18 protein-coding genes and 1 pseudogene are annotated in these 16859 nt (G+C 61.6%); 14 read left to right on the forward strand and 5 right to left on the reverse strand.

The annotated features are described in order from the left end of the window. Window positions 1-15 precede the first annotated feature (15 nt). A complete protein-coding gene (locus FXB40_RS36870; protein WP_148777185.1) occupies window positions 16-369 on the reverse strand; it encodes a hypothetical protein in 354 nt (117 codons plus the stop codon). A gap of 118 nt (window positions 370-487) precedes the next feature. Here FXB40_RS36870 and FXB40_RS36875 point away from each other — a divergent pair, with 118 nt between their 5' ends. From FXB40_RS36875 to FXB40_RS36900, 6 genes are all read left to right on the forward strand, one after another. After that, complete coding sequence (locus tag FXB40_RS36875; protein ID WP_148777209.1) at window positions 488-1144, forward strand: cytochrome c3 family protein; 657 nt, start codon at window positions 488-490, stop codon at window positions 1142-1144. A 17-nt stretch (window positions 1145-1161) separates the two neighbouring features. Continuing rightward, complete coding sequence (locus FXB40_RS36880; protein ID WP_187437407.1) at window positions 1162-4026, forward strand: TAT-variant-translocated molybdopterin oxidoreductase; 2865 nt, start codon at window positions 1162-1164, stop codon at window positions 4024-4026. Beyond that, window positions 4023-5378, forward strand: coding sequence for an NrfD/PsrC family molybdoenzyme membrane anchor subunit (gene nrfD, locus FXB40_RS36885; RefSeq protein ID WP_148777187.1), 1356 nt, complete (start codon window positions 4023-4025; stop codon window positions 5376-5378). Before FXB40_RS36880 ends, nrfD begins: the two co-directional genes overlap by 4 nt. Next, window positions 5371-5901, forward strand: a complete 531-nt coding sequence (locus FXB40_RS36890; RefSeq protein WP_148777188.1) for a DUF3341 domain-containing protein — start codon at window positions 5371-5373, stop codon at window positions 5899-5901. Before nrfD ends, FXB40_RS36890 begins: the two co-directional genes overlap by 8 nt. Next, window positions 5898-6431 (forward strand): c-type cytochrome, encoded by a 534-nt coding sequence (locus tag FXB40_RS36895; RefSeq protein WP_148777189.1) that lies wholly within the window; start codon window positions 5898-5900, stop codon window positions 6429-6431. Before FXB40_RS36890 ends, FXB40_RS36895 begins: the two co-directional genes overlap by 4 nt. Window positions 6432-6526: 95 nt before the next feature. Then, window positions 6527-7504 carry a hypothetical protein gene (locus FXB40_RS36900; protein WP_148777190.1) on the forward strand — a complete coding sequence of 326 codons (978 nt, stop codon included), beginning with the start codon at window positions 6527-6529 and terminating at the stop codon, window positions 7502-7504. Here FXB40_RS36900 and FXB40_RS36905 read toward each other — a convergent pair. After that, on the reverse strand, window positions 7410-8252 hold the full coding sequence (locus FXB40_RS36905) for a thioredoxin domain-containing protein (protein WP_148777191.1): 843 nt from the start codon (window positions 8250-8252) through the stop codon (window positions 7410-7412). The genes FXB40_RS36900 and FXB40_RS36905 overlap by 95 nt on opposite strands. 112 nt (window positions 8253-8364) lie before the next feature. Between FXB40_RS36905 and FXB40_RS36910 the strand changes: the two genes are divergently transcribed. The 7 genes from FXB40_RS36910 to FXB40_RS36940 all read left to right on the forward strand — a co-directional run bounded on the left by FXB40_RS36910 (window position 8365) and on the right by FXB40_RS36940 (window position 14131). Next, a complete protein-coding gene (locus FXB40_RS36910) occupies window positions 8365-8589 on the forward strand; it encodes a hypothetical protein (RefSeq protein WP_148777192.1) in 225 nt (74 codons plus the stop codon). Window position 8590: 1 nt separating this feature from the next. Further along, window positions 8591-8917 carry a DUF2934 domain-containing protein gene (locus FXB40_RS50200; protein WP_347339799.1) on the forward strand — a complete coding sequence of 109 codons (327 nt, stop codon included), beginning with the start codon at window positions 8591-8593 and terminating at the stop codon, window positions 8915-8917. A gap of 71 nt (window positions 8918-8988) precedes the next feature. Beyond that, a complete protein-coding gene (locus FXB40_RS36920; protein ID WP_430648175.1) occupies window positions 8989-10038 on the forward strand; it encodes a flavodoxin family protein in 1050 nt (349 codons plus the stop codon). Between the two features lie 112 nt (window positions 10039-10150). Beyond that, complete coding sequence (locus tag FXB40_RS36925) at window positions 10151-10648, forward strand: (2Fe-2S)-binding protein (RefSeq protein ID WP_148777211.1); 498 nt, start codon at window positions 10151-10153, stop codon at window positions 10646-10648. Then, window positions 10645-11658, forward strand: coding sequence for an FAD binding domain-containing protein (locus tag FXB40_RS36930; RefSeq protein WP_148777194.1), 1014 nt, complete (start codon window positions 10645-10647; stop codon window positions 11656-11658). Before FXB40_RS36925 ends, FXB40_RS36930 begins: the two co-directional genes overlap by 4 nt. 9 nt (window positions 11659-11667) lie before the next feature. Further along, a complete protein-coding gene (locus tag FXB40_RS36935) occupies window positions 11668-13911 on the forward strand; it encodes a xanthine dehydrogenase family protein molybdopterin-binding subunit (RefSeq protein WP_148777195.1) in 2244 nt (747 codons plus the stop codon). A gap of 13 nt (window positions 13912-13924) precedes the next feature. Next, window positions 13925-14131: a hypothetical protein gene (locus FXB40_RS36940; protein ID WP_148777196.1), complete on the forward strand. Its 207-nt coding sequence runs from the start codon at window positions 13925-13927 to the stop codon at window positions 14129-14131. A 273-nt stretch (window positions 14132-14404) separates the two neighbouring features. Here the strand turns inward: FXB40_RS36940 and FXB40_RS36945 are convergent, their stop codons facing one another. From FXB40_RS36945 to fdhD, 3 genes are all read right to left on the reverse strand, one after another. Continuing rightward, window positions 14405-14896, reverse strand: a complete 492-nt coding sequence (locus tag FXB40_RS36945) for a DUF305 domain-containing protein (protein WP_148777197.1) — start codon at window positions 14894-14896, stop codon at window positions 14405-14407. A 103-nt stretch (window positions 14897-14999) separates the two neighbouring features. Continuing rightward, window positions 15000-15164 (reverse strand): hypothetical protein, encoded by a 165-nt coding sequence (locus tag FXB40_RS36950; protein ID WP_246208212.1) that lies wholly within the window; start codon window positions 15162-15164, stop codon window positions 15000-15002. A gap of 184 nt (window positions 15165-15348) precedes the next feature. After that, window positions 15349-16176: a formate dehydrogenase accessory sulfurtransferase FdhD gene (fdhD, locus tag FXB40_RS36955; protein ID WP_246208214.1), complete on the reverse strand. Its 828-nt coding sequence runs from the start codon at window positions 16174-16176 to the stop codon at window positions 15349-15351. Window positions 16177-16334: 158 nt separating this feature from the next. On the opposite strand from fdhD, the pseudogene FXB40_RS36960 reads away from it, so the two are divergent. After that, window positions 16335-16859, forward strand: a pseudogene (locus FXB40_RS36960) (FdhF/YdeP family oxidoreductase); the annotation flags it as partial.

Below are 16859 nucleotides of genomic sequence, written 5' to 3' on the forward strand. Positions count from 1 at the left end.
TGACGAGCTTTGGCATCATGGCGATGGCCATGCCGGCAGCCCCTTCTGCGCCAGAAGTTCCATCGCGCGCGCGATTGGAATGCGAACGACGCCGCGGCCGCGGTCGGTCCAGCCGTAGCTTTGCGCCAATTCATCGTCGCCTCGGCGCAGGTGTTGCAAATCCCTTTGTGGCGTTATTTCCAGCTGTGGGGCGTCAGCACTCAGCGCAGGCGGGGCGGACGGCGTGCGGTGAGCCATGGTCTGCGGAAAGACGAGCGGCATCGACAGCGGCGTCGCGATCACGAACAATCCCAGCCCCAACGCAATCCAGCCGATTCCGGTCGTGTTGATATCGGTCCGCTCATAGTCGAACCCTGCCGTGTCCTTCATGGCCCGGACCTCCAAGCGCATCCGGACAATTCCAGAGCTGCAAGGGGGTTCCAAAACAGGAACGAATCCCGAGCGGCTGGATTGTTCGTCGCAATGCACTCACGAGCGGTCAGCCGGGATGGCCCAGATTTTCTCTCCTGCCGCCGATACCTGGCTGCGAATGTCCTTGCTTGCGGCGCTTTCCATTCTGGCGGGAGGAACGGCCGGCATGGTCGGCTTTGCGCGATCGAGCTACATGACGTCTACCGACTTTCGGCCTGCGCAGCCGGTTCCCTTCAGCCATCGGCATCATGCCGGCGAACTCGGGATCGACTGTCGCTATTGCCATAGCGGCGTCGAGACATCGCGACGTGCCGGATTACCGCCGACGGAAACCTGCATGACTTGCCATTCCCAGATCTGGACCAACGCGTCGATGCTGGAGCCGGTCCGACAAAGCCTCGCCGATCACCAACCGATCCAGTGGACACGGGTCGCCAAGCTTCCCGACTACGTATTCTTTCGCCACGACGTCCATATCGCCAAGGGGGTCGGCTGCGAAAGCTGCCACGGACGCATCGACCAGATGGCGCTGACTTATCGGGCCAAGGCCTTTACCATGGAGTTCTGTCTCGACTGTCACCGCGATCCCACGCCTAATCTGCGTCCGCAGGATCACGTCACCGACATGGCCTGGAAGCCCGCCGTAGATGCTCAGTCCGAAGGCAAGGAGATCGCGGCGCATGAAAGCATTCGCTTTGGCGAACTCACCCATTGCTATGTGTGTCACCGATGAGGCGCCCGTCGCAACGCATGAAGCCGTCCGCACCGCGGCAGTGGTCCAGCCTCGAAGAACTGTCCGATGATCCCGCCTTCCAGGCGTGGATCGATGCCGAATACCCGGCCGCAGCCGAATTCGCGCCGACCGCGCGGCGTCAGTTTCTCAAGCTCATGGGCGCTTCGTTCGCGCTCGCGGGGTTGACAGGATGCGAAAAGAGCCCCTTCGTCGCGGCGCTGCCCTATGTAAGCCAGCCCGAACGGGAAGCGATCGGCGAGCCGCGTTCTTTTGCGACCGCGGTGCTGCTGGACGGCTACGCGCAGCCGGTCATCGCCACCACCTATTCCGGCCGGCCGACAAAGCTCGACGGCAATCCGGAGCATCCCGTCACGAAGGGGCGCAGCGATGCGTTCATGCAGGCTGCCGTGCTTGGCCTTTATGATCCCGATCGCGCGCAAGGACCGGCTCGGCATGGCGAGCCGGTCACCTGGAAAGACGTCGCGGCCGCAATTGCCATCCTCCGTACGACTTGGGGAAGTGATCAGGGCGATGGACTGCGGATGCTGCTTGGGCCGACCAGTTCACCGACATTGTTGCGACAGCTCGATGCGCTCCGCAGCCAGTTCCCCAAGATGCGGATCCATCTTGACACGCCTGCGGGCACGACTGCGCGTGCAGCCCTCACGACTGCTGCCTATGGTCAGGCGCTCGATCTGCACTATGTGCTGGACGCCTGTGACGTTGTCGTCAGCTTCGATGATGATGTGTTGGGACCGGGTCCGGATCAGGTCCGCAACGCACGAGGCTGGGCGGCTTCGCGACGCCGGGCTGCGGATCGGCCGGGCATCACCCTTTATGCCGCCGAAAGCGTGCCATCGGCGACCGGAGTGGTTGCGGGCGAACGCCTGATCGCCGATGCCTCGCGCATGGCCCGACTTGCCGAGGCACTCGCCAGCGCGTTGGACGTTGCCGGCGCGAAAGCCGGGGATCTGACGCCGACCGAACAAAGCTGGATCGATAGCGCCGCCAAAGCCTGTCGTGCCGCTCTGGAAAGGACCATTGTGACGTCGAGCGCGTGCGGGGACGCGGCTACAGCGGTCTGGGTTGCGCGCATCAATGACGTCCTGAAGGGTGCCGCTCATACGCTCAAAGCTACCCGGCCGATCATAGGTCCGGCCGGCGCGGGAACGCTCGCTGACCTCGTGCGCGACATGCGCGCCGGCAAGGCTCAGTCGCTGATCATTCTCGATTGCAATCCGGCCTATGCGGCCGCCGGTGTGCTCGGCTTCGCGGATGCGCTCAAGCAGGTCTCGTCGACGCTGCATATCGGCTTGCAACGCGACGAAACCGGCGAACTCTGTGAATGGCAGCTTGCGATGGCGCATCCGCTGGAGAGCTGGAGCGATGCCCGGGCGGTCGACGGCACCGCGTCAATCCTGCAACCGACGATCACGCCCTTCTACGACGTCCGCAACGTGCATCAAGTCATGGCGATGCTGCTCGGCGAGATCGATCCGGCACCTGATGCGGCAGTTCGCACGACCTGGCAGTCGGCCTTCGGTGGTGAATTCGACGCTCGCTGGCGGGCGGCGCTCCACGACGGTTTCATCGAAGGGGCGGCGCCCTTCGTCGATGCAACACCCACAACGACTGGCGACATGCCGGCGGACATCGCAAGCGAAGGCCTCGATGTCGTATTTCGGCTGGATCCGACCGTCTGGGACGGCCGCTTCGCCAATATCGGCTGGTTGCAGGAACTACCCAAGCCTCTGACGACCTTGACCTGGGGCAACGCAGTGAGCGTTAGCCCGGCTTTTGCGAAGCGCATGGGGATCTCAAACGGCGATCACGTCGAAGTCGAGATCGACGATCGAAAAGTCGCGGGACCCGCCTGGATCATGCCGGGCCAGGCCGACAATACGGTCGCACTCTATCTCGGATACGGCCGCAGGCGGGCAGGGCGCGTCGGTGACGGCCTTGGCTACGATGCCTACAGCATTCAGCCAGCCGATCGCCCCTGGCTCGCCAAGGGGCGCCTTCGCAAGACCGGCGGCACCGAAACTCTGGCGGTGACCCAATTGCACCACCGCATGGAAGGATTTGATCTCGTGCGCGAGGTCAGTGCGGATCAGCCGGCACTGCCGGAGCCGAAGCCTCAAGAGAGCTTCTATCCGTCCTGGCCGTCCTCGAAGAACGCGTGGGGCATGGTGATCGACCTCGATTCCTGCATCGGTTGCAACGCCTGCGTCGCTGCGTGCACGGCGGAGAACAACGTTCCCGTCGTCGGCAAGGACCAGGTGACGGTCGGCCGCGAGATGCACTGGCTCCGTATCGCGCGCTATTATTCCGGCGAGGCGGAGACGCCGCGCAGTTTCTTCCAACCGGTCCCCTGCATGCATTGCGAGCAGGCGCCTTGCGAGATGGGTTGTCCCGTCCATGCAACGACGCACAGTCCCCAGGGCGTCAATCAGATGGTCTATAACCGCTGCATCGGCACGCGGACCTGCTCCAGCTATTGCCCTTACAAGGTGCGCCGTTTCAATTTTTACGACTATCGCACCCCGCCGGAGGCGCCTGAGCATGCTGCGCAGAATCCGGACGTCACCGTCCGCTCGCGCGGTGTGATGGAGAAGTGCACCTATTGCACACAACGGATCGAGGCCGCGCACGCCGCCGCCGACAAGGAAAACCGCGCACTGCGCGATGGCGAGGTGGTGACGGCATGCCAGGCCGCCTGCCCAACCAAGGCCATCGTCTTCGGCGACATCAATGATCCCGATTCCGAAGTGTCGCGTCTGCGGCGCGATGGCCGCCATTACGCACTGCTTGAGGAGCTCGGAACGCGGCCGCGCACGACCTATCTTGCCCGCTGGCGCGACAATGGCGGAGGGCAGGGATGACCGACCGCTCCGCCGATATTCTTCCTGCCGATCAGAGCATCGGCCGCGTTTCCGACCAGCTCACCGGTATCCCCCTGCATTTTCCGGCCGGGCGGCGCTGGCTGATTGCCATGGTGTTCGCTTCGCTGCTGCTGCTGATGTTTGTGATCTCGGTGATCGCGCTGTTTACGCGCGGGGTCGGCATCTGGGGCATCAACATCCCCGTCAATTGGGCCTTTGCGATCCATAACTATGTCTGGTGGCTCGGCATTGGGCATGCCGGCACGCTGATATCGGCGCTGTTGCTTCTGACCCAAAGCGAATGGCGAAATTCGCTCAATCGGTTCGCCGAAACCATGACGCTATTTGCGGTGGTGTGCGCCGGCATCTATCCCGTGCTGCATCTCGGACGGCCTTGGTATCTGTACTGGATGTTTCCGTATCCTGCCACGATGAACGTGTGGCCGCAGTTCCGCAGTCCGCTGGAATGGGACATCTGGGCGGTCCTCACCTATCTCACGGTTTCCTTTGCCTTCTGGTACACGGGCCTCATTCCTGATCTCGCCGCCGCGCGCGACCGTGCAACGACACGCGGCTGGCAGATCTTTTTCGGCGTTACGTCGCTCGGCTGGCGTGGATCGGCGACGCACTGGCTGCGGTGGTCCCAGGCCTATCGGCTGACGGCGGGACTGGCCGTTCCGCTGGTCGTCTCCGTCCACAGCGAGATTTCATTGCTGTTCGCGGCAGGGCAGATTCCCGGCTGGCATTCGACGATCTTCCCGCCGTATTTTGTGTTGGGCGCCGCATTTTCCGGCTTTGCCGTGGTCTCGATCATCGCGATCTCACTGCGCTCCTGGTTCGGGCTGACTAATCTTGTCACCGACGAGCATCTCGACCTCCTGGGTACGGTGCTGCTCGCGACCGGCCTGATGACCGCGTACGGCTACATCTTCGAAATTTTCGGCGCTTTGTATTCCGGCGATCCGCATGAGTTGCAGACCCTGTCCGATCGGCTGACCGGCGCCTATGCCTGGACCTATTGGGGCGCAATCTTTTTCAACTTCGTTCCGCTGCAGGCCTTGTGGTGGCGTAGCGCACGGCGAACCGGCTGGTCGCTGATGCTGATCTCGATCTCGGTTGCGCTAGGCATGTGGCTGGAGCGCTATATGATCCTGGTCACAAGCCTGTATCGCGACTTCCTGGTGTCGTCATGGGGCGGCTTCACACCAACGTTTTGGGACTGGTCGACCTATTTCGGGACCATCGGCCTGTTCCTGGTCCCGTTCCTCATTGCCATTCGCCTCATTCCACTGATCTCGATCTTCGAGACCGAGGAACTTCTGCACGAGGAGCAGGAGGCGAGGCATGGCTGAGAGCAGCTACGGCCTGCTGGCGGAGTTCGACAGCCCCGAGGCACTCAAGGCGGCGGCAAAGCAAGCACGCGCGGCTGGGTATCGCCGGCTCGACGCTTTCACGCCCTTTCCGGTCGAGGGCCTGGCGCAGATCCTGAGGCTGCCGAAGCCGAACATCTCCTGGGTCGGCTTGGCCGGCGGTGTCGCCGGTGCCAGCGTCGCACTGCTGATGCAGTGCTATGTCAACTACGACTTCCCGATCAACGTCGGTGGACGGCCGCTATACGCCTTCTCGGCGTTTCCCGTCGTGATGTTCGAATTGACGATCCTGTTCTCGGCGTTGTCGATGATCGCGGCGATGCTGTGGCAGAATGGGCTGCCGCGGCTGAATCATCCGCTGTTTGATGCCAGGCGGTTTTATCTTGCCAGCAAGGACCGCTTTTTTCTCTGCATCGCCGATGACGACGGCAGGTTCGACCAGACGGAAACCGGCAGCTTTCTCAGGCGGGCCGGAGCCAAATCGGTGGAGTTGACGGCATTATGAGGCGGGTGGCTGCCATCCTCGCAATCTCCGCGATCGTACTTGCCGGCTGCGAGCAGAACATGGACGCGCAGCCGAAATACAGCGCATACACGTATGCGCCGGCCTTTCGAGGCGGGGCATTGCGCGAGCCACCGCCGGGCTCCGTTGCGAGAGACGATCCCGCGCGGGATCTGGCCGCCATGAACAAGCCGCCGGTGACGACGGCGTTACTCGATCGCGGGCGGGACCGGTTCGGTATTTTCTGTTCGCCGTGTCATGGTGGTGGCGGCGACGGTAACGGCATCATCGTCCAGCGCGGCATGCCGCGGCCGACCAGTTATCATGACGAGCGCCTGCGAACCGCGGACGACCAGCATTTCTTCGACGTCATCAGCAATGGCTACGGTGCGATGTATTCCTACGCCGCGCGGGTGCCTCCGCGCGATCGCTGGGCCATCGTGGCCTATATCCGCGCACTTCAGTTGAGCCGGCACGCTTCGATTGATGATGTGCCTTCAGAGCAGCGTGCAAAACTGTCGGAATCTCGATGAGGCGCCAGGCCAAGATCATTGTGCTTGCGATCTCCGCGCTGATTCTGCTTGCAGGAGCGGTGATCGACCGCCGCTCGGCGCTTGCGGCCTATCTCGTGGCCTGGATCGGCCTCGGCGCGATCCCGATTGGCGCGCTGGGCGTGCAGATGACGAGCTATCTGGTGCAACGCGCCTGGACGCACGCCCTGTATGCGACCCTTGCTGCGGCAACGGCCGTGCTGCCCGTGGCCGCATTGCTGTTCACGCCGGTCCTGATCGGAATGAAGGAGCTCTATCCCGCCGCCACGGACGCGAGCTCACTGCCGGCGTTCAAAGCTGTCTATCTCGCACCGTGGTTCTTTGCATTGCGCTCCATAGTCTACTTCGTCATCCTCGCACTGCTCGCGCTCTGGCAGCGGAGCACGTGGGGCGAACCTCAGCGCATGATTCGTTCGGCATCCGCAGGGCTGATCGTCTATGCCTTGCTGGTCTCATGGGCCGGCGTCGACTGGATGGAATCGCTCGAACCGGAGTTTCACTCCTCGATCTATGGGCTCCTCTTTCTGTGCTTCACCCTGTTGAGTGGAACTAGCTTCGGCATCGGCGCCGCGCTGTTGTCGGGACGCCGTATCGGAGCCACCCGCGGCTATAGCGCATTGCTGCTGTCGACGATCCTGCTGTGGGCCTATCTGCATGCCATGCAGTACATCGTCATCTGGGCGGCAAATCTTCCTGACGAGGTCACCTGGTATCTGAAGCGATCGTCCGGCGGCTGGCCGATCGCCCTGGCAATCCTGGCGCTCGGTCAATTCGTCTTTCCGTTCCTTGCCTTGCTCAGCGGCCGAGTGAGAGCCGATCCAACCTGGCTGCTGGGCCTGTGCGGATTGACGCTGGTGATGCGGTGGCTGGAAGCCGCCGTTCTCACGCTGCCGGCAATACCGCACATTGAACTTTTGACCGTGGGGCTTCTGTTGGTCCCAGCCCTTGCTTTCATCGGAATCACTTTGTGGTGGTCGTTCGAGGTCGCGGAGCAAAGGAATTCGATGCGCGCGTGGCTCGCACCAGGCGCTCATGCCGAAACAGGATCCCGATGAGCAGCACAAGGACGGCAATCGTCGCAGCCGCGGCGGCAGCCAGCAGACGCCCGATCGCGAGCGTATAGGTCCCGCTGGCGGGATCATAACCGTAGCAGAGCAGCCGGATATGGTCGGTCCAGCCGCCGGTCTTGCCTTCGCCCGCCGCAATCAGCGCGAGTCGTATGGTCGTTGGATCGACCGTCAAGCCGGAAAGCGCGCTGGCAAGACCGCCGGACGGCGTGATGACGAAAGCCGCTGCCGGATGCGCGTACTGGTCGTGCTCGGCATCGTAGACGGAGCGAAATCCCAGCGCCTGTGCCAAAGCTCCGATTGTGGCGGCGTCACCTCGCACAAAGTCTGTCGCGGACAGAATTGCGTCCGGGCCGATCTGTGCCCGTTTCATGGCAGCGGCGTCGGCAGCCGTATCCTTGGGGTCGAGCCCGACCACGATCAGGCGAAAATCGATGCCTGGACGCAGGCCGCTGTGAGCAAGCGCATCCGAGACGATCGAGATCATCGGACCGCAGAGCGTCTCGCACGTGTAATCCGCGAGCAGCCAGACGGTCGGCTTGTTGTCGAGCCAGAACCGTAGCGGTCTTGCAGCGCCGTTTTCGCCATACAGGACGAGCGAGGCGGGCAGGGCGGCATCTGAAGGCGGGGCGACGCCAACGTTGGCCAGCTGAAGCGGCGTCACGGCGCCTGCCGGAGCTGTAGCGGTGCCGCCGACGAGACTGACGGCCAGCAAGATCGCGAGCAGTCGTATCACGGAAGTGGCGCTCCCCGAATGGGCAATTCGCCCATGAAATGCTGCCGTCTCGGGTTTCAATTTAGGAACGCTCGATTTGTTCCTGAGTTTTGCCGAAAAAAGGAGAGCAAGAGTGAACGTTATCGATCATGTCATGCGGACCTTCGCCATGATGGCCAACTTGACCGATGAGGAGGCGCGCGCAACGCGGAGCAGGCTTGAGCGTCATCTCGCTGCCTGCGAAGGTACCGAGCGTCAGCTTGCCATAGAGGGCATTCGTTTTCTGCGGCAGCCGCGACCGGTCAGGCGCCGCAGAAGCAACCTACAGCGTGATGATGTACGCAGCGGCGCCGATTAGAATGGCGAGGCCGACCAGCATGATGGCGAGAAACAGTTTTCCCACGACGACGCTCCGTGTATCCGATGCGTGCAATGAATGGCGCCCCGATCCGTTCCAGCGTAATGGAGCCCGCCGGCCGTCCGAGCGTTGCTTCACCGGTCAATGGACATTGATGATGGCGCTGGAAGAGCAGATCCGAAACTATGCCTATCAGCTTTGGGAAAAGGCGGGAAAGCCCGAGGGGCGAGATGAGGAGTTTTTGCAGGCCGCGAAGGCCGAACTCGGCGCTGAAGACGAAGCTGCTGGTACCACTGACCAGCCCAACCGGACCATCCTGCCGGGTTGATGCGGTCCCGGCAGGGGACCGCCGTCCCGCTAGTAGAGGAGATTGTCTTGGCGATCGAAATCCGCAAGGGAATGCCGCCCACCAAACTCGACCGGAAGACATTCGAGAAGCGATTCCGCTCCCGTCTTGCCGATCCCGCTTTCGATCATCTTCAGACCGAAATTGCTGCATTGCTCGATGCAGCATGGGACGGTTATTCAAACTCACGAAAATCGCCACGCACGCGGAGGGCCGGTCCGGGCTACGCAGATCCGGACTATGATCTGGCTATTGACTGGATCAGAGCCAAAGAGGCAATCGACGATGCACGTCGCCGTCATGATGATCCGGCTCAAAGAGCCCGAATTCTCATCATCAACGGCTCGTCTCGCAGTGAACATACCTGCCCGGGCGAAATGTCGAAGAGCTGGCGCATGGTGAAGCTTGCCGAGCCTTGCTTTTACGAAATGGGGTTCGATGTCGATATCCTCGACCTGTCACGCCTGACTTCGGAATACGGCAAGCAAATCCATCCCTGCAAATCGTGCGTTTCGACTTCCATGGCGCTCTGTCATTGGCCCTGCAGCTGTTACCCCAACTACTCTCTCGGGCAGACGGACGACTGGATGAATGAGATCTATCCGCTCTGGGTCGCGGCGCATGGCATCATGATCATCACGCCGGTCAATTGGTACCACACGCCGACTGTCCTCAAGGCGATGATCGACCGTCTCGTCTGCGCCGATGGCGGCAATCCGGATCCGACGTCAACCCACGGCAAGACCGCGGTTGAAGCCAAGGCGCTGGAATTGAATGGTTGGCCCTATCCCCGCCATCTGAAGGGACGCCATTTCGGCATTGTGGCGCATGGCGACAGCGTCGGCGCCGAGACCGTACGCCGTTCCCTTTCAGACTGGTTGACGGACATGCAGCTGATTTCTGCAGGTGGGCTGGCCGAGAGCGACGGCTATGTCGGGTACATGAAGCCTTATGCCGTTTCGCACAAGGAATTCGACCAAGACCGAGGTTTTCAGGAAGAGGTCTTGAACGTGGCTCGTGCCCTTGGAGCGGCGGTGGATCTCGCGCGGGCAGGGCATTTGGAAAATCCCGGCAAGGGTCTCAAGCAACCTTATCCCAAGTAGCCTTGTTCTAGAGGTCAGGTTCCATGGAAGCCGGCCGCTGTCGTCAAACAGGAACTGTTCTCCGGGACATGGTTTAAGAGCTGAGACCGAAGAGCGAACCCTTGTGACCAAGATGGACACTCCGAAAATTGAGATCGCCTTGACCGTTAACGGTGCCCGCCACGACATCGCGGTGGCCCCCTGGGAGACTTTGCTGGACGTTCTTCGTGAACGCCTGCACCTCACTGGGTCGAAGAAGGGCTGCGATCAAGGGCAGTGTGGCGCGTGTACGGTCCTGGTGGACGGGGAGCGGATCAACTCCTGCCTGGCGTTGGCCGTCTCCCGCGATGGGGCCGCGATTACCACCGTAGAGGGCTTGGCCGAGGGAGGAGAGCTTCACCCCTTGCAGGCGGCATTCATCGAGCACGACGCGTTTCAGTGCGGCTACTGCACGCCCGGCCAGCTCTGCTCGGGTGTTGCGTTGTTGCATGAGGGACGTGCCCAGACGCGCGAAGACATCCGAGAGCTGATGAGCGGCAATCTCTGCCGTTGCGGGGCCTATACCAATATCGCCGATGCGATCGAGACGGCTCTGAATCGGCAAAATGCCGGCCGGGAGGCTGCCGAATGATCCGGTTCGACTATGTCAGGGCTAACTCGGTCGCCGAGGCTGTCACGGCGCTTTCGTCCCCCGGCACACGGGCGCTCGCCGGTGGTACCAACCTCGTCGATCTCATGAAATACGATGTCATGAAGCCCCGCCGCGTGGTCGACATCAATCGGCTGCCGCTCAAGGACATCTCGGAAAGAGACAGCGGTGGTCTGAGGATCGGTGCCTTGGTCACCAACTCTGCTCTTGCCTGGGACGCACGGATTGCGAAGCGATATCCCTTGCTTGCCAGCGCCATTCTCGCCGGGGCGTCGCCACAGCTGAGAAACGCCGCCACGACCGGCGGAAATCTCCTGCAGAGAACGCGATGCTATTACTTCTACGATACGTCGACGCCGTGCAACAAGCGCGACCGGGGGGCCGGTTGCTCGGCCATCGGCGGCATCAATCGCATCCATGCGGTATTGGGCGCCAGCGATAGCTGCATCGCCGTCCACCCCTCCGACATGTGCGTCGCCCTGGCCGCTCTGGACGCAGAGGTCGAGGTCGAAGGTCCGCAAGGCGTTCGCACGATCACGTTCCCGGAATTCCATCGGCTGCCTGCGGACGATCCGCAGCAGGACAATACGATGCGAGCCGATGAACTGATTACTGCGGTGATCCTGCCGCCGGCTGATTTCGGTCGCAACCACACCTATCTGAAGGTCCGCGATCGCCTGTCCTACGCGTTCGCGCTCGTCTCCGTGGCCGCAGCCCTCGAGATGCGCGATGGCATTGTGAGGGATGCGCGCGTCGCGCTCGGCGGTGTGGCGCACAAGCCCTGGCGCGACAAGGAGGCGGAAGGCCTACTCAAGGGCGAGAGGCCGGACGAGACCACGTTTCGTGCCTTTGCCGAACGCCTGATGCGCGATGCGAAGGGGCAGGGCCAGAACGACTTCAAGATCGAGCTGGCGCGGCGCACGATCTTGCGTGCGCTTATGCAGGCTGCCGCGGGCACGCCTCAGAACCAGTCAGACAAAGTCATTCGCTGAGGGCGCATCATGGAAGCGGCAGATATTCACCACATCGGCAACCCGACCAACCGAGTAGACGGGCGGCTCAAGGTTACCGGCGCGGCGCGCTACGCCGCCGAATATGAGGCGCCTGGTCTTCTCCATGGTGTCATCGTTTCGGCGAGCGTCGCTGCCGGCCGCATCGTGAGCCTTAAGACCGAGCGCGCCTTATCGGTGCCAGGCGTGGTCGAGATCTTCACGCACGAAAACTGTGGAAGCGGTGCGTGGCTTGACCGCAACTGGAAGGATGAGGTCGCGCCGCCTGGCCATCCATTTCGGCCCCTGCATTCTGATCGCATCCTCTTTGATGGCCAACCTATTGCTCTTGTCGTCGCAGAGACTTTGGAGGCGGCCCGGGATGCCGCCTCGTTGGTGACGGCCGCCTACGAGGTCGGGCAGCATTGCACCGAGCTGGAGGTCAAGCGATCCCAGGCTTACGAGCCCCCGGAAAAGAGATCAGGCATCCCGCCGCCGCCAGAGCCTCGTGGCAAGGCGGAAGATGCCTTTGAGCGCGCCCGCCATCGCATTTCCGCCGACTACAGGATTCGCGCAGAGCACCATAATCCGATGGAGTTGTTTGCAACGACTTGCGTCTACGAAGGTAAGGACAAGCTTACGATCTACGAGAAAACGCAGGGTTCGCAGAACAGTCAGGGCTATGTCACATCCGTTTTCGGCCTGAAAACCAAGAACGTGCGGGTTATCAATCACTATGTCGGCGGCGCCTTCGGATCTGCGCTGCGGCCGCAGCAACAGTTGTTCTTTGCCGTCATGGCGAGCCTCGAGCTCAAGCGGTCCGTGAGGGTGGTTCTCACCCGCTCGCAGATGTTCTACATCGGCTACAGACCCGAGACCCGCCACGCCATCTCCCTGGCGGCGGACAATGAAGGGCGCCTGACCTCGATCATTCACGACGCCGTTGCCGCCACCTCGCATTACGAGGACTACCAGGAAAGCCTCGTGAACTGGTCGGGCATGATGTACCATTGCGACAACGTCAAGCTGAGCTACGGCCTCGCCAAGCTGAACACGGCGACGCCGTGCGACATGCGGGCGCCCGGCGCGGCTGTTGGCGTCACCGCCCTGGAATGCGCCATCGACGAACTCGCTCATGCAGCGGGGATCGATCCGCTGGAGTTTCGCAAGCGCAATTTCGCGACGCTGGATGAGAATACGGGCAAACAATTCACCTCGAAGGCGCTCGGCGCCTGTTACGAACAGGGCGCGGCAAGTATCGGATGGGAACGGCGCTCAGCCGAGCCCGGCGCGGTGCGCGATGGCCACGAACTGGTCGGGTTAGGCATGGCGACCGGGATGTGGGAAGCCGCCCTCATGAAGGCATCGGCTGAGGCTAAGCTGACGCCGGATGGACGTCTTCAGGTATCGACCGCCGCCTCCGATATCGGGACCGGCACCTGGACCATTCTCGCTCAGATAGGCGCCGATGCGCTTGGCCTGCCGGTCGGGGCCGTCACGCCGCTGATCGGCGATTCCTCGCTGTCCGCCTCGCCCGTAGAGGGAGGGTCCTGGACCGCCGCATCCAACGGATCGGCCGTCCTCGCCGCGTGTGAGGCGGTCAAGCAGACAGTGTTCAAGCACGCCAGAAAAATGGCCAATTCGCCATTGGCGGCTGCCTCCTTCGACGAGGTCGTGTTTCTTGGTGGTCGCATCGCCCTTCGGACTGATCCGGATCGCGGACTGTCTCTGGCCGAGGTGATGCACGCCTCGGATCTGCGCGAGATCAAGGCGAGCAGGAAGGCCGCTCCGAAGCTGCTACAGATGCGCAAATACGTCAGCTACACCCACTCCGCGGTATTCGCCGAAGTGAGGGTGGATAGAGACCTCGGCATCGTTCGAATTCCAAAAATCGTCTGCGCCGTGGCCGCGGGCAAAATCATCAACCCTAAGACGGCCCGCAGCCAGATCCTGGGTGGCGTGGTGATGGGCATCGGTATGGCGCTTCACGAGGAGGCCATGACCGATCATCGTCTGGGCAAGATCATGAACCATAACTTCGCGGAATATCATATTCCGGCACATGCCGACATCGCCGACATTAAGGTCATTTTTGTGGACGAGCAGGATGACAAGGTCAGCCCGCTGGGTGTGAAGGGACTCGGCGAGATCGGTATCGTCGGAACCGCAGCCGCTGTTGCGAACGCGATCTTCAATGCGACGGGCAAGCGTGGACGCGATTTTCCCATCACTCTAGACAAGATCATCAGCGGCTGATTGGAGGAAATGAATGGCACTGGCAGCATATCAGATATTCGGTGAGGCCGGCGAATGGCGCATTCGGCACGACGGGCAGTCGCACAACGTCTACCAGACGAAGGAAGCTGCCTTTGAGGCTGCCGTGGCCGCCGCCTCTCTTGCGCTCCGCCAAGGCTACGCCGTAACGGTCACCGCGCCGTCATCCGATACGGCAACCGGTGCTTCGAACGCCTCGTAGTTGGTCTTGTTGGTTGAGCGAATTGGCTGGCCAAGATAAAGTTGGAGACCGCGTTAGGCGCGGCAGATTGAAGTCACGACGACCGAGTGCGTTCTCGATCGGTGGCGGATCGTGACATAATGGAAATTGGAGCAATCTCTGGGCCTACCTCCGACTAAGTCCCTCGTCTTGGGCTGAACCTTAGCCAGGCGGACGGTTCACTAGAATCCGCTATTATCCGATCGAGACATTCGGCAACGCAGCTAAATGATGCGATGTGCCAGCAGGCGACATTTACTTTGGCGGCCTCGGCGGCAAGTCTTTGGCATCGGCTGGCGTCGGCCTGGCTTCTAGATCAGCTATCAGGTTCTTCATTTCGCCGATCTCCCTGACCTGCGCTTCAATGATGCCATCCGCGAGCTTGCGGACGCGAGCGTCTCGAATGTGAGCCCGTTCACTCGTCAGCACAGCAATTGAATGATGCGGGATCATGGCCTTCATGTAGAAAATATCGGTTACCGTTTCTTGACTGCGGACCAGCCATAGCGAAACGGCAAACACTGCAATGCATCCAATCAAAATGGAGATGTTAGCGGTGCGATTCTTGTACATACCCCACATGAAGCTGAGCATCACAGCGGCCATCACGGCTCCCATTAGAAGCGCCATCCAGGCACGCGTTTGACTGAACCATATGTGATCCATCGCGAACGTATTGAGGTACATGAGCCCGAACATGATGAGTGTGGAAGTCACAATCATGATGGCGAAACGTCCGTAAGACATCGGAAGAAGTCCTTCATACGCAGGTAACTTGATTCAGACGATGATCGCTATATGGCTCTCTCAACACAACTGGCGCGGACCGGCCAGCGCGAAAGAGCACTGATCACTGCCACGCGCTTTCACTTTTCTTTTCGTAATCCCCGAACGCCTTTTCCAGGCCGCCCAGAACTTCGGCAGCGGTCTCGAACATCGCCTTTAGCTGAGGCTCGTCGACCTTCTGAATGTCCTCGCGGAGATGGGTTCGAATTTCCTCGAGCGCCTTCTGCATCTTCCTCGTATGATGACGAGGATCGCGGTCTACGGAACTTGCCATGTTGAATCTCCTGGTTGCGATGCGGCTAAACCATCTGGAGAACGCCGGGTTCCAATCACGACATGCCGCTGGGATGGTCGGCGGCCGGCAGTAAATCCGCTCGGGGCTATTCATGACGGGGGCGAGCCAGTAGCAATTCCTAGCCCGGCAGGATGCGACCGGAATGACTGAAGACGTCGTATTCCTGGCCTCGCGCGATTCCGATGACCGTCATGCCGCAGGCCTCGGCCGTTCGGACGGCAAGAGCCGTCGGCGCGGAGACTGCAATCAGAAGTCCCGCACCCATCATCGCAGCCTTCTGAACAAGCTCGACCGAAACGCGGCTGGACAGAACGAGGGCGCCGTCGCAGCCGGATATGCCGCGCGCGGCCAGTGCGCCGGCCAGCTTGTCGAGCGCATTATGGCGACCAACGTCCTCTCTCACCAAAATTGTTCGCTCTTGCGGAAGATAGAGGCCGGCGGCGTGTGTGGCGCGTGTCCTGCGATTGAGCTCCTGCGCGTCGACCATTGCTTGCACCGCGGCTGCGATCTGGGGCGGGCGAAGCGATATGCCGCGCGGCACGGACGGCAGCACCCTTGTCGCGGACTGCAGGCTTTCAAGGCCACAAAGGCCACACCCCGTCGGCCCGACGAGTTGGCGCCGCCGCTCCATGAGTTCGCGCCCGCGCGCGGTCGTCAGCCAGGCCCGCAACTCGGTACCTTCGGGATGGCAGATGATTTCCATGTCGCGAATTTCAGCAGGATTGCTGATGATGCCCTCGGTCAGGCTGAAACCGACCGCCAGGTCGGTGAGGTCCGCCGGCGTCGCCATCAGGACCGCCAGTGATATTCCGTTATAGATTAGGGCGACCGGCGCCTCTTCCGCAAGGAGGCGTGAGGACGCCTCACGGCGATGATTGAGACGGCCTGCATTCACCATAGCAGGCAGGAGGGCGGCACGGTCCTGATCGAGCGACGCGAGATGCAAATGAGCCTCCTGTGAAGTGGTGACGCCCGAGCTGTCCCAATGGTTCCTCGACGATGAACGTCGGCGGATTGGCTCGTTGGTGCCTCGTCGACGGCGTTGGAACGAAAGATGTCGCCGGGTTTTTTCCTTTTAAGGCAGGCCTTTCTGGGAATCGGTCAATGGCAAGGTCACGCAGACTCAGCCCCAATTTGAAAGTCGAGCGATACGATGCGCCTGCGGGCGGATGGGGATCGGTCAGGTCGCTGGCCAGAAGCCTCGCACGCTCTCACGTTCCTTTCAGCGGTTCGCGCGTTCTTCTGAAGCAGAACAAGCCCGATGGCTTCGCCTGCGTGAGTTGCGCCTGGGCCAAGCCCGCCGATCCGCGCGTCTTCGAGTTCTGCGAGAACGGGGCGAAAGCAACGACGTGGGAGATCACGCATAAGCGGGTGACGCCCGAGTTTTTCGATCATCATCCCGTGAGCGAGCTGGACGCTTGGGACGATCATCAGCTCGAGGCGGCCGGGCGATTGACGCACCCGATGCGTTTCGATGCTGCGAGCGACAAATATGTGCCGGCGAGCTGGGACGAGGCTTTTGCGGAGATCGGTCGGGAGTTACGCGAGCTCGCGCCCGACAGTGCCGTGTTCTACACCTCCGGGCGGGCCTCGCTCGAGACGTCCTTCATGTATGGGCTTTTGGCCAGG

The organism is Bradyrhizobium rifense (assembly GCF_008123425.1).
Taxonomy (GTDB): Bacteria; Pseudomonadota; Alphaproteobacteria; order Rhizobiales; family Xanthobacteraceae; genus Bradyrhizobium; species Bradyrhizobium rifense.